This is a genomic window from Chroococcus sp. FPU101, from assembly GCF_017312365.1.
Lineage (GTDB): Bacteria > Cyanobacteriota > Cyanobacteriia > Cyanobacteriales > Microcystaceae > Chroococcus.
Window position 1 is genome coordinate 18308 of the sequence record NZ_BLJI01000013.1, and the last position, 14275, is coordinate 32582.

General features: G+C 34.9%; 7 protein-coding genes. All 7 read right to left on the reverse strand.

Translation table 11 applies throughout. From position 1 onward, the window contains the following. Positions 1 to 3663 carry an HAD-IIIC family phosphatase gene (locus tag CFPU101_RS13080; RefSeq protein WP_206815785.1) on the reverse strand — a complete coding sequence of 1221 codons (3663 nt, stop codon included), beginning with the start codon at positions 3661 to 3663 and terminating at the stop codon, positions 1 to 3. Beyond that, the gene (locus CFPU101_RS13085; RefSeq protein ID WP_206815786.1) at positions 3660 to 8207 is read right to left on the reverse strand and encodes a type I polyketide synthase; all 4548 of its coding nucleotides are present in this window, start codon (positions 8205 to 8207) and stop codon (positions 3660 to 3662) included. The genes CFPU101_RS13080 and CFPU101_RS13085 overlap by 4 nt, the downstream gene beginning before the upstream one ends. Positions 8208 to 8242: 35 nt before the next feature. After that, positions 8243 to 8509 (reverse strand): acyl carrier protein, encoded by a 267-nt coding sequence (locus tag CFPU101_RS13090; RefSeq protein WP_206815787.1) that lies wholly within the window; start codon positions 8507 to 8509, stop codon positions 8243 to 8245. 10 nt (positions 8510 to 8519) lie between these two features. Next, positions 8520 to 9482: an acyl-CoA desaturase gene (locus CFPU101_RS13095; protein ID WP_206815788.1), complete on the reverse strand. Its 963-nt coding sequence runs from the start codon at positions 9480 to 9482 to the stop codon at positions 8520 to 8522. A gap of 17 nt (positions 9483 to 9499) precedes the next feature. Next, positions 9500 to 11305: a fatty acyl-AMP ligase gene (locus CFPU101_RS13100; protein ID WP_206815789.1), complete on the reverse strand. Its 1806-nt coding sequence runs from the start codon at positions 11303 to 11305 to the stop codon at positions 9500 to 9502. A 443-nt stretch (positions 11306 to 11748) separates the two neighbouring features. Continuing rightward, the gene (locus CFPU101_RS13105; RefSeq protein WP_206815790.1) at positions 11749 to 12804 is read right to left on the reverse strand and encodes an SGNH/GDSL hydrolase family protein; all 1056 of its coding nucleotides are present in this window, start codon (positions 12802 to 12804) and stop codon (positions 11749 to 11751) included. A gap of 296 nt (positions 12805 to 13100) precedes the next feature. Then, on the reverse strand, positions 13101 to 14267 hold the full coding sequence (locus CFPU101_RS13110) for an extracellular solute-binding protein (RefSeq protein ID WP_206815791.1): 1167 nt from the start codon (positions 14265 to 14267) through the stop codon (positions 13101 to 13103). Positions 14268 to 14275: the final 8 nt, after the last annotated feature.

A 14275-nucleotide genomic window follows, 5' to 3' on the forward strand; every position in this document is an offset into this window, starting at 1 on the left:
CTATTCTAAAGAAGATAAAAGATTATCAAGTTCCTCTTGAGTTAAATCGACATCAGGAAAATCTAACGGGGTAAAACTATTTGTGTCTAATTCTTGACTTTCATCTACTATTGTGTTTTGAATGGGTTTGGCAATAACTGATTCTGTATATTTGATAATTGTAGCTAATTCAGCAATAGTTTGATGTTCAAAAATTTGAATGGGAGTAATTTCTAAACCGTCTTGTTTCGCTTGGGAGACTATTTGAATCATTAATATCGAATCGCCACCGAGTTCATAAAAGTTATCATCAATCCCAACTTTTTCAACTTTTAGAAAATCTTCCCAAATTCTAGCTAAAGAAATTTCTATTTCATTTCGTGGAGAAACATAATTTGGTCTAGTCTGAGTCTTGTTAGATTTAGATAAAATTGCTTGCTTAATTTGTTCCAATGTTGTTAGATTTGTTGCAATATTCTGATACAAGCTTGAATTAGCTGATATTTTAGGTAAGGTTTGATTTTCTGTTGCTGTTGCTACAGGTGTTAACTCGCTATCGGGTTGATAAGTGATTTGTCTTGCGTAATCTGTCGGAAAACGAAAAATGTACTCATTTTGATAAATTGCACCAATTTTTTGTAAAAAGTTTAAAATAGGCTGATTTTTAGCGGTTGCTTGATAGACAATTTCCACGCATTCTAATTGTCTGTTTAAAGCTATTTTTCCTAATTCAGCTAACATTCGATATTCGACACCGCGTCCAAGTGTTCGACAACTTAGTAAAAAAGTATTTATCTTTAAAGTGTTTTCTATTTCAGAATAAATAATTACTCCTACTAAACCATAATCACCGAATTTATCTTGCACTTTTACAGTTAAACATTGATAACCTTGACTTAATAAATTTTGAATCTCAGTTTCAGTTCGTCGAATGGTTGTCGCATTAAATTGATTTGTTCTTTGTGTCAGTTGCGAGACTCTAGAAAGTTGTTCATTCTCTAATGGAGAAATATCGATTTGAAGATTTAAGCTATTGATAAAGTCAGCCAAAGTCAAAGCGTTCTCTAAAACTTGCTGACGTTGGACATTTTCTCGATAAAAAGTATTTCTTTGTACATCTTCTGTCGTAATTTTATCATCATCAAATATCCAATAATGCTTTAAAAACTGTTCCAAGTTTTCACTATTTTTTGGCAATTGCAAAGTTAGAACTTCAGAGCAATGATTATTAACTTCGGCGCATTCTACAGGGTTATCATCAATAAAAATAAAGCTATCGAGTCCTAAATTCAGTTCTTTAGCTAAAGATTTTAAGTTACTTGATTTATCTTGCCAGTTAATGCGTACAGCAACAAAATCAGACCATTTTAACTTCATCTCCGAATGCTGGTCAAAAACTTTTTTAACATCTTCTTCAGTGTTTTTGCTACATATACAAAGTAAAATACCATTATTTTTCTGTTGTATCAGAAAATTTTGTAACTTAATACAATTACGATTAATTATAATTTCATCTACACTCTGTTCACCACAAACACCATGCCATAATGTATCATCACAATCTAAGGCTATTACTTTATAAATCGACCGTTTTAAAGCATCAATTTTTCTAATGATTGTTGTACCTAATGCAGTAAAGAAATCGATTGTATAGGGAATATGTCCTAATTCATCACCCATAGTATTATAATAATCTTCAACTGAATACAAATTAGCTATATCAGAAAAAGTAACAAGATGAACGTTGTTAAGTTTAGATAGTTCTGAAATTAATACATTTTCTAAACTCTGTAAAACGTCTGCTGAAAGATTTTGAAGAGAAGATCGACAAATACAAGCTAACAAAGGAAGTGTATTCTGTTGAGAGAATTTTTGTAAACTTAAAATAAAATCTTGTAAGTTTCGCTCTAGACTTTGTAGAATATTATCTGATTGCTTCTGAAATCTTAGCCAATCATCAAAGCGGATTATAATACAATTAATTCCAGTTTTATTTTTATTCAATGAACTCGCAGGGTCTAATAATTGTTGAAAAATTTGATTATAGGGAGCAAATTCTAATTGATAAGATAAATTTAACTCCTTTAACCAAAAATTAATTGAATCGCTAATTGGTTCGGCAGTAAAAGTAGCAGCAATGACTAATTTAGAATTTTGATTAGACTCATGAAAGGTTTTTACTTTTGATTCTAATCTCTCCGTTAATTTAAAGCTATTTATGTCTAGTTCTGGCTGAGTTAAACATTGTTGAATTATCTGATTATAAGATTGAATAAATTCTTGTATGGTTTCTGCACTAAACAGATTTTTATTGTAGCCAATCACACCATGTAATTCTTCTTCTATTTCATAAAGCGACCAAAGTAAATCTAAATCTGTTGGTGTGCGACTTGCTTCTGGTAATAATCTAAAAGTTAATTCTGTCGTTGAAATTGGGTCTAATTGTTTTCCTAAAAAAGTACTAAATAAAACTTGAAATACACCTGATTTACTTTTAATTTGTTCAATAATTTTACTAAACGGTATAGTATCATTTCTAGTAATTTCTAGATTTTTATTTTTGATTTGCTCTAATAGATTTTGAAAAGTTAAATGATTAAATAAATTGATTCTAAAAGGTAAAGGGTAAGCGAAAAAACCAATTAAAGGTTCTACTTGAGAATGAAAACGTCCTGACGTTGGAAACCCAATAATAATATCTTTTTGTTGAGAAATTCGATAAAGTAAAATCTCAAATGTAGCTAAAAGAATAATGGCAGGAGTAACATTATGTACTTGACTAAATCGTTTTAACTCTGACCAAAGTTCTCTAGATAAAGTAAATGTTTGATGCTCTCCTTGAACATCAGAAATATTTAAATCAGAAAAATCATAAGGAAGTGTTAATTTAGGTGGAATTACTTGTAATTCTGTTTTCCAGTATTGTAATTGTTGTTGAATATTTTCTGTATCAATTTCTTGTCTTTGCCAAGCAGCGAAATCAGCATATTGAATCGATAAGTCTGATAAAACTAAATCTTTACCATTAAGAAAATGTTGATAAAAGTTAGCAATTTCTTTAATGAAAATACCAGTTGATAAAATATCGCCTATCATATGATGAAAAGCAATAATTAAAATATGTTCTTCCTCAGTAATTTTTAAAACTCTAAAACGCCATAAATGTTTATTTTCTAAATCAAAAGCTTGATGAGCTTCGGTATCAACAATTTTACTTAAATCACTTAATTGTCCATTTTCTACAACTAAATTTACAAAAAACTGATTAATAATTTGACTAATTCTACCTTCTCTAATACCAAAAGTACTTTGTAAAATTTCATGACGTTGTAAGATACTATTAATACTTTTTTCTAAAATACTAATGTCTAGCTTACCTTGAATTCGAATAGCTTGTATTAAATTATAAGCAACATTTTTGGTAACTAATTGATTAGCCAGCCATAATCTTTCTTGTTCTAGTGATACTGATAAAGGTAAATCTCTAGAAATCGGTTGAATCGGTTTTTCTTTGATAGATTCTTGTTCTAAAAGTTTAATAATTTCTGCTTTATATTCGGTCAGTTGAAGTCGATTACTTTCTGATAAAATGTTTTTAGCAGCACGAATTCGTAGATTATTATTTTCTAACGAGAGTTGTACCCCTTTTTCTGAAAGTTCTCTTAGTAATTCTTGTAAACTCATATAATAATTTCCTCTATTTCTTCCTCATTTTTCTCTACTTTTTGAGCAGTCATTTGTGCCAAAACCATTTTATTTAAAATTAATTGCGTTAATTCACTTAAGGTTATTCCAGCTAAAATTTGTTCGACTGAAAATTGTACATCTAATTCTTTAATGATTTGATTACGAAGCTCAACAGCCATCAAAGAATCAAAACCAAGACTATTTAGAGTATCATTATTTTTAACCTCAGAATCAAGTTTTAACACTTTGGCTACTTGTTCTCGCAGATAGACTAATAATACATCAAATACTTCATCTTTCTTAGCTTCCTCTAATTTGAATAAAATCGATTTTTGAGCTTCAAGTGGTGCCGCTATAAAGTTTGCTAAAAATGCTTGATGAATTTCCGATAATTGGTTTTTAAAAATCGACCAATCGATAGAAAATACACCGATTTGTCCAGACACTTTACCTAAAAGCTGTTCTAATATATACAAACTATGTTCAGTTGAAATTGCTTGAATTCCTGTTTCTGCTAAACGTTTTTGCTGATAAGTTGTTAATGATGCACTCATTCCTAAAATATTCCACAAACCCCAATTAATGCTTAATCCAGATAAACCCAAAATCTGACGATATTGCATTAGAGTATCCATGAATACATTAGCTGCTGCATAATTACTTTGTCCAGGTGAACCTAATACCGATGTTAGAGAAGAAAAAGCAACAAAAAAATCTAAATTTATATCTTTAGTTAACTCATGTAAATTCCAAATGCCTTGTACTTTGGGTAACATCACTCGCTGAAACTTTTCCCAAGTTTGTTCGGCTAGAATTCCATCATCTAAAACCCCTGCTGTATGAATAATACCCGCTAAAGATGGCATTGTTTTTTTAATGATTTCTAAAACTCTAGATACATCTTCTCGTCTAGATACATCCCCTTGAATAACTTGAATATTGCTCCCTTGTTGTTGATACTGAGAGAGTAGCGAGATGACATCTAATGAAGGTTTATTTCTTCCCATTAAAACTAAATGACAAACACCTTTACTAATCATCCATTGAGCCGTTTTTATTCCTAATGCACCTAAACCACCCGTAATAAGATAAGTCCTTTCTGATTTTAAAGGAATCGTTTGAGGAACCGAATATTTAGCTTTAGCAAGACGCGCTACGAAGCGTTTACTATTACGGAAAGCAATTTGATTTTCATTTGACTGGGTGGTAATTTCTGTGACTAATTGGCTAATTTGTTCTGAGGATGAATTGCCGTCCAAATCAATTAAACCTCGCCACAATTTTGGGTATTCCCAAGCAATAACTTTTCCCATTCCCCACAAGAAAGATTGAGCTAAATTAGGAATAGAATCATTAATCGATACACTTCCTTTCGTCACTAGCCAAAGTTGAGGAGTTTGATATTTAAATAGAGTTTGAATTACCTCCAAAAGTTTTCGACAAGTGAAAATTTGTGCTTGTTCTAATAAATCAAGATTCATCTGTTCATTAGATGCTTCTAAACCCCAAAGATAAATAACTACATCAATTTTGACGGTTGTTTCGAGCCAAACTTGCTCAGGATAAACTAAAATACAAATATTTCCTTGAATTTGTAAAACTTCTGCTAGTTGTTTTCCCCATCCTTGAGTGTCAGCTAAAATAAGATAGGTTTTTGGTGTAGCTACAATATTGTTATTTTGTAAGGTTTGTTCTTGCCATTGAATTTGATATAACCAGTCTTCTAATGGTGGAAGATGAAACGGTGGTTGATGTTGTTGAAGCTGTTTAAGAATTTCTAGTAGTTTGGGTAATACCTGTAACTCTTCTGTGGAAAATTGATGATTTTTTTGAAGAAAAGATAATAATTCTTCTGTTTTCCCTTGCTCAATAAGATAATTAATCGAATTGGAGGCTGACGATCGCGTTTGTGGAACATTTTCGCTAAACCAGTACCGCTTGCGTTGAAAAGGATAGGTTGGTAGAGGAAGACGACACAACGCATAATCTTGATCAACCGCATTCCAATTAATAGGTACTCCTGCTGTATATAACATAGCAAGACTTTCTAATAATTGTAGCCAGTCATCTTGTTCAGGTCGTAAACTCGGTAGCCAGTATCCATCATGTGTTGGTAAACATTGTCGTCCCATTCCCAGTAAAATCGGTTTAGCTCCAATTTCAAGAAAAATTTTCATGCTCTGTTCTTGTAGTATATTTATACTATTAGCAAAGCGTACTGGTTCTAACAGATGACGACACCAATAACTAGCCGTAGCAATTTCTTCTGTTGCTACATCACCTGTTAAGTTAGAAATCAAAGGAATTTGAGGTGTATGATATGTGATTTGTCTGGCTACTTGTTCAAATTCTTCTAAAATAGGTGCCATCAAGCGGGAATGGAACGCATGAGAAACGGTTAAATACTGAGTGCGGATGTTTTGCTTTTCTAAAAGTTCTTTCAAGACTTCTAGAGCATTTTTTTCTCCAGATACAACGGTATTTCTTTGATGATTAATTGCTGCAATATCAATCTGTAATAAATCTTGCTCAATAAATTGTCTAACAGTGGTTTCATCTGCCATAATAGCCAACATTGCACCATTTGAAGGCAGATTTTGCACAAAGAAAGCCCGTTGAGCGATTAATTTTAATCCATCTTCTAAACTGAATACACCTGCTACCGTTGCTGCAACATATTCTCCAACACTATGTCCCATGACTGCGGTTGGTTTAATTCCCCAAGCTTGCCAAACTTGACATAAAGCGTATTCTATGGTAAACAAAGCGGGCTGCGTATAAAGGGTTTGATGAATCAGTTGATGCTCACTAGCAGTATATAAAACGTCTTTTAAAGATTGCTCTAAATAGGGTTTGAGGATTTCATCACACAGATCAAAAGTCTGTTTAAAAATAAAATTGGTTTCATATAATTGCCTAGCCATTCCCCAAGATTGCGAACCTTGCCCAGTGAAGAGAAAAGCTATTTTAGGCTTTTTTTGACGAGTAATTTCACTATAAAAAACTTTCGGCGGATGTTCTTTATTAAAATGAGCTTCTAGCTTTTGTTGTAATTGTTGTGTAGATTGCGTCAAAACGGCTAGACGATGATTAAAATGAGTGCGACCTGTATTAACACTAAAACAAAGATTCGCTAAATTAATAGACGGTTCTGATAAATAATCCAGATACCGTTTCACTAAATCTTGTAAAGCGGGTTCACTTTTAGCCGAAAGCGTAAATAGATGCCAAGGGCGCGATAATTTTGGGTTTGTTGTTGGTTTTGGGGCTTCTTCTAAAATTAGATGAGCATTTGTACCACCGAAACCAAATGAACTAACTCCCGCAAAACGAGTTTGATTATTTGTTTGCCACGCTTGAAGTTGTGTCGGGATAGAAAAAGGAGTATCTGCAAAGGAAATATAGGGATTGAGTTGATTAAGATGCAGATGAGGGGGAATTTGCTGATGTTGTAGGGATAAAATAACTTTAATCAGACTTGCCATTCCTGCGGCTGATTCTAGATGACCAATGTTAGTTTTTACTGAACCAAACCAACAGGATTGATCTTGCACTCGCCCTTCTATCAACACCGCTTTTAATGCTTTAATTTCAATCGGATCACCTAAAACAGTTCCCGTCCCATGTGTTTCCACGTAAGTAATATCCGAGGGTAAAACATCAGCATTCTGTAGAGCTTGACGGATCACCGCTTGTTGTGATATTCCATTGGGTGCCGTTAATCCATTGGTTAAACCATCTTGATTAATGGCTGTCCCACGAATCATAGCTTGAATATTATCCCCATCTCTAAGAGCATCTTCCAAACGTTTGAGAATGACAACCCCACAGCCTTCGCCTCTGACATAACCATCGGCTGACGCATCAAAAGTTTTACACCGTCCATCCGATGCCATCATTTTAGCTTGAGAAAATGCGATCGTTGTTTCAGGAGACAGAATTAAATTAACACCCCCAACCAAACAAAGATTTGATTCATGAACATTTAAACTTTGACAGGCTAAATGAAGTGCTACTAAAGAAGATGAACACGCTGTATCTACCGACAAAGAAGGCCCTTTTAAATCCAATAAATAGGATAAACGATTGGCCGCAATACAAAAACCTGTCCCTGTGCCACTATAAGCATTAATATTACTCAGATTTCGTTCAATGAGCCGTTGATAATCTCCATGACTAATCCCCACAAAAACACCAGTAAGACTTTTTTTCAGTTGATGGGGAACGATACCTGCATTCTCTAAAGCTTCCCACGATACCTCTAAGAGTAATCGTTGCTGAGGATCAAGGTGTTCGGCTTCTCTGGGGGAGATTTGAAAGAATTCTGGCTCAAATTGGTCAATATTTTCCAAAAAACTACCCCAACGAGTAGTCATCATCCCAGGGGTTGCAGTTGGCGCATAATACTGATTAATATCCCATCGAGTCTGCTCTATTTCAGTAATGGTATCTATTCCATTTTTCAAAAGTTCCCAGAATGCCTCTGGGTTATTTGCGCTCTTAAAGCGACAACCGATACCGATAATAGCAATAGGTGTCATTATAAATTGAGCTAAAAAGTCAGACTTTAAAAATATTAACTCTGAGCTAGATGTTCCGCTAAAGCTTCAATGGTTGGATAATCATACAATAAGGTCGGATCTAACTTACATTTTAACCATTCTTGTAAATCTCCACTTAGCACAACCATCGCTGATGAATCAAGTCCATAACGTTCAAAAGGGGTTTGAGGATCTATTTCTTGTGGCTCAACCTCTAAAAGTTGTGCCAGATAAGCAATTAGCCAATCTTGAATAGAGGAAGAAACTGTATTTTCCGAATTAGAAGTAGAAAAACTATTCATAAATAATATTTTAGGAAACTTTGACGAGTTTGGCTTCTATCATGCCTATATTAGGTACTTTTACTTCCCATATTAAACCGCATCGTTTGAGTATCCAAATTAATCCATAACCTAAATCAATTTGCCACCACTGCAACCCAAATCGAGCCGAGTTGGGAAAAGCATGGTGATTATTATGCCATCCTTCGCCCAAAGTAGGTAGAGCTAACCAAAAATTATTTCTGCTTTGATCTTTACTCACAAAGGGACGCTGTCCAAAAAGATGAGCAATAGAATTGATCGTATAACCACCATGAAAAGAAAAAAATAAACGAGCAATTCCGCCCCAAATAAAACCTTGAAAAGCCCCGTACCAACTCCAAGTTAAAATCCCTTCTAGTACGGAGGGAATTAGTACGCCTAAAACAATCCAGAATATATATAAACGATTAATTTGAACAATTATTGAATCTTGTATTAAGTCTTTAGCAAAAATCATTGAATTTGGTAATTTGTCATCAAGTAGCCACCCTAAATGAGAATGCCATAAACCTTGCCAACGTTCTTTAATACCTTCACCTTTTAGATGAGGAGAATGAGGATCACCTTCTAAGTCACTGTACTGATGATGGCAGCGATGAACCGAGACCCAAGCTACCACCGAGCCTTGTGCGCTCATTGATCCTAAAATTGCTAAACAAATCTCAATGAAACGAGTTGTTTTAAAAGTTCTGTGAGCAAAATAACGATGAAAGCCTACAGTAATTCCTAGACCACATAAAATATACATCACAAGAAAAATAATTACGCTCAGACGTGTTACCTCTAAGCTAAAAATTTGATAAATTGCGACACCTAAGCCTAAGAGGGAGATTGAGCATAAAGATAAAATAAAACGGCGTTTAATGGCTCTAATTGAGTCACTAGCCGCTATCATTGTCGGTTTAACCGAAATGGGGATAGAAGTAAGTTGTTTTTCTGATGAATTGGTCATATTTTAATCATAAAAAACTAAACGGCTTGCGTCACACCCCACATTGATTGAACTTTAGATTTAGCGGTTTGTTCATGAGTCGCGGCTTTGTTTTCTAAGGGTTCAAATGTTCCAGCTAAAAACTTTTCCCGACACCGAAAACGTTGGATTTTACCACTAGATGTTTTAGGAATACTACCTGGTTTTAACAAAACTATATCATGGACTTGTAAACCATGTTGCGCGGTCAAAGCTTGCCGAATATCCCATCTGATTTGTTTAAAATCAATTTTCTTTAAATAAGTCCGTTCAATTTCATGAACAATCACTAATTTTTCTTCCTCAGCAATTTCTACCCCAAAGGCTGCACCATAACTACTTTTTAAAGCGGGATGAACGGACGCGATCGTGTGTTCGATATCTTGCGGGTAGTGGTTGCGACCGCGAATAATCATCACATCTTTGAGTCGTCCTGTCACAAATAATTCGCCATCTTCTCGCATAAATCCTAAGTCACCAGTCCGTAGAAAATAACCTTTTTCTGTCGGTAATTCTGCATAAAACGTTTCTGCTGTTTTCTCAATTTGTTGCCAATAACCTGCCGCAATACTTTCACTTTGCACCCAAATTTCACCGACTTGGTTAGCTGTACATAGGGTTTTTGTTTCAGGATCAACGATCGCAACTTTACACTGAGCCGAGGCACGACCGCAACCTACAAGGGTTTTGGTTCCCGAACCGACTGCAATACTTCTAACGATTTGATTGTGTTCTAAAGCTTTTTCTTCTACTGTTTCCAAAACTAGAGCTTGACTTTTTTTACCACCTGTGATAAAGAGTGTTGCTTCTGCCATGCCGTAGCAAGGATAAAAAGCTTCACGACGAAAACCCACCTGTTCAAATTTTTCACTAAATTGTTCTAAAGTTTGAGCGCGTACAGGTTCGGCCCCTGTAAAAGCCACTTCCCAACTACTGAGATCTAAATTCGCCATCTGTTCGGGAGTAACTTTATTCACACATAATTCATAAGCAAAATTCGGGCCGCCGCTTGTGGTGCCACCATAACGTGAAATGGCTTCTAACCAACGGACGGGTTTTTGTAGAAAATCAACTGGAGACATCAAGGAAACTGGAAAACCACCATAAAGGGGTTGTAGTACACCACCAATTAAACCCATGTCGTGATAGGGAGGTAGCCAAATGACTCCTTTACTGTTGGCGTTGTGTCCGAAATTTTGATGAATCAGCGATAGATTATGAATTAAGTTGCCATGAGTTAACATGACTCCTTTGGGGTTTCCTGTAGAACCAGAGGTGTATTGAAGAAAGGCTAGAGAATTTTCATCAATGGGTGAGGGTTGCCAAGTGGTGGCTAGACGACTCACCAGTTTATCGGTGGCTAACCAACGTAGAGAGGTTAGTTGGGGATGTTGTTCGAGGTTATGTTCAATATTTTCTAAAACTGAACTGGTGGTTAGGACATCTTCGGCTTGACAGTCTTCGATAATAGCTTGTAACCGTTGTAGAGATTGGTTACGACGCGGTGGATAGGCGGGGACTGCAACGACTCCTGCATACAAACAGCCTAAAAAAGCAGTAATAAATTCAATGCCTGGTGAGTACATTAATAAGGCTCTTTTTCCTTTCAAGCCTAAGTTTTGAAACAAGGCACCCAACGAGCGAGCTTTTTGATCAAGTTCTTTGTAAGTTAGTTCTAGTGTAATGTTTTCGCCATCTCCTAAAAATGTATATGCGATCGCATTTGATTGGGTCACGGCTCTTTGACGTAGCAAATCAACTAGATTTTCACTGTTCTGGTTTAGGGAATGTTTTAATTGATACATAGATTGCTCTCTGTTTAAGTTTTTTTTTAGAAAGCCTTAAAAAAAGCAACAAAAACCCCTTGCTAGCTGTTCTACATTTTGTAAAAGCTTGATATTGTACTGTTTTTATAGGAAATGTTTTAATAATAATTAGGGTTGAGCTACATTTTTTGACGACTTTCTTTCTAAGGAGTGATTAAGAAATGTGTATTTAGTTCATAGTCAGAGTACAGAGCAAAGGTTAAAAAGTCGATTATTGAAGCTCAAATTAACTAAATTAATTTAAGTAATGATACTGATAAGTTTTTAAAATATTAAATCAATCATTATAATTTGATACTATTTAATTAATTTTACTAATCACATTGATAAGTTTTTAAAATAAAAATTTCTCGCTTTATTGTTGCGTTACAAGCGAGTTGAGTTATTACCTTAGCCATCAGCACAAAAAAATCACAAAAGGGTTAGCGTTTGAGGAATTTACCTAATCCAACAACGACGAATAAGCCTAAAATCAGATCGGGTTCGGGAATTGATGCCTCTTGTCCATTTCTCTCGCGATATGACTCGACTGCCTGTTGAGCTAGAATGGTGTGAGCTTGGGCGGTCAAATGTACTTCATCCCAAAACAAGTATTGATCGGGATTAGTACATTCTTGAGGATGAGCCATACAGGCATCATGTGTATTAGAAAAATTTTGAATACTTCTTTGTAAAATGTTATTGAGATCGAGGAAAGTAACGTCTATTCCTTGTTGTTCTTCTAAAACTTGTAATGCTGCTTCTAAAATCAAGTTATGTTGTAGAGAGATGTTTTTTAAAAATTCTCTTTTCTCTTGACTACATCCAGCGTATTCTGGTGCGATCGACAAATCAGCTAAACCCGTTACAGCAAAATTTCTAGCCCCTGCATTACTTAGTTGAGTGACACTTTGAGCTAGATTCTGAGTCACTATATTAATAACTGCTCCTGCTTCATTTTCGTCATAAGAAAAATTACATTGATTATCATACGGTAGATAATCATTTGCTCCTGCGGCAATCAGGTATAAAGCATTTTCATCAACTGATGGAGTCGAAACCGTTTGATTTAGAGCTTGTGCAGATACTGGGAATTGACCACTTAAAAAATGATTTATTTGATGATCTAATCCCAGATCATTTTCTAAAAAATAATTATAGGTTGTTCCCGCCCCAGCGATCGCATAATTATTATCTGAGTTATACGTTAGCGTTGATCTTCCATAGCCATTTATTCTAAGATCATCTGGCAGATCTTCAACAAAAACTCTACCATTGGAAAAACGCCCTTGATAGTAGCCATCTTCAGAAGAGGGAAATTGACCACCTGTAAGCTCATAAAGATTGCCATCATCAACCAAACTATCACCAAATACAAATAGTTGCGAGATTTGATCGACTCTGTTCAATGAAACTGCTTGTACTGGGAGATTGTTCAATAACAATTGTCCGAGTATCGCGCCAAAAATCCATCCTAATTGTTTTGTGACTTTTCTCACTACTCACATCCTTTTCTCAAAAAATTCTCTGAACAATTCTTTTTTTTAATGTTTAAAATTAATTTTTTTCAAATCAACACTACTTGATTTTTATATTACGAAACAAAAATTATTCAAGTATTGTCTTGAATCAAGACATACTTGTTATTTCAGTATAACTTACGAAGAATTTATCCTGTCAAGAGAGAATTTAATGAATTTTTATTTAAAAAACTTCATAAAGTTCAGATTTATTGTTTAGAAAAATTTAATCATTTAACGGTGTTCATGAAATCCGTAAAATTACTGAAGCTATCTCAAGATTGACGCATCTGCTTCCATAAATCTAAGTATATTTGCTGATTTTTTGCCGATAATGGCAATATAAATTCACTCTTTTCCAAAATTTCTGGCTTAACAAATAAAAGGGAATTTTGCTTAATCTCTTTTGGTAATTTCTCGTTTTGTTGAGTTAAAAGTACAGGGGATAGCCCTTTTGTAAATAAAGAAATTAAAGAAGCGGCTTGAGGAAGCCAACAAAAATCAATCCATTGATCAATCAGGGACAAATCATCACGATTCATCACTGATGCAGGTTTAACCCATAAATCAGCCCATAATGATGTACCTGATTGGGGAACAACGGCTTTAATAGAAGGATTACGCGATAGTATTGATAGAATATCACTAGACCAACCCACTGCTAACCAAGTATCACCTAAGAGTAAAGGCTGTAAGTAATGTTCAGAGCTATAAAACTTAACTTGCTGTTGTAAATCGTTTAATTCTGAACTCAATTGAGGGATAGCAGCTAAATCAGTAGTATTGTAAGAGTAACCGAGTTTTTTAAGCGTTAAACCGATAATTTCTCTAGGTTGATCAATTAAAGAAATACGATTTTTTAACTCTGGTCGCCATAAATCTGACCAGTCTTTCGGTTCCCATCCCATAGATTTAATTTTATCCTGACGATAGGCGATCATCGTGGTACCCCATCGATAGGGTGCCCCCCAAACTTGTCCCGTTAAACTGAGTTTTCCCGTTGCATCTCTTTGTACAATTTCTTGCCAGCTAGGGGGTAAATTCTTCCAACCCGATAATTGTTTGAGTGAGAGGGGTTCAATCAGTTTTTCTCGAATTGCTGTCTCTAACCAAGCATCCCCAAGAGTGACTAAATCAGCTACAGGAGATTTTTGAGGAGAAATGAAAGGAATTGACCATCTTTGTGTTTGTGTAGGTTGATTGGCTTGTTTTTGCCATTTTTGTAATAAGTCTAAAACATCTTGTAATTGTGCTTCGGGTATAATCGAAATCTGGGTTTGTTTAGTCAGTTTTTGACGAAATTGCTGGATTAATTGTGGCGGAATTGACCCTTGTAGCAATGAAACTCGTAAAGAATCAGTTGTTGTAGCATTACAACCTGAATTTAAAGCCGATAGTGTTAATGTTCCAGCACCTAATAAAAAAGAACGACGAGTTAGCATAGACAATG

Excerpts from the sequence above, each read along its gene's own strand:
- CFPU101_RS13080 (WP_206815785.1), bottom strand. The coding sequence starts at position 3,663 with ATGAGTTTACAAGAATTACTAAGAGAACTTTCAGAAAAAGGGGTACAA.
- CFPU101_RS13085 (WP_206815786.1), bottom strand. The coding sequence starts at position 8,207 with ATGACACCTATTGCTATTATCGGTATCGGTTGTCGCTTTAAGAGCGCA.
- CFPU101_RS13090 (WP_206815787.1), bottom strand. The coding sequence starts at position 8,509 with ATGAATAGTTTTTCTACTTCTAATTCGGAAAATACAGTTTCTTCCTCT.
- CFPU101_RS13095 (WP_206815788.1), bottom strand. The coding sequence starts at position 9,482 with ATGACCAATTCATCAGAAAAACAACTTACTTCTATCCCCATTTCGGTT.
- CFPU101_RS13100 (WP_206815789.1), bottom strand. The coding sequence starts at position 11,305 with ATGTATCAATTAAAACATTCCCTAAACCAGAACAGTGAAAATCTAGTT.
- CFPU101_RS13110 (WP_206815791.1), bottom strand. The coding sequence starts at position 14,267 with ATGCTAACTCGTCGTTCTTTTTTATTAGGTGCTGGAACATTAACACTA.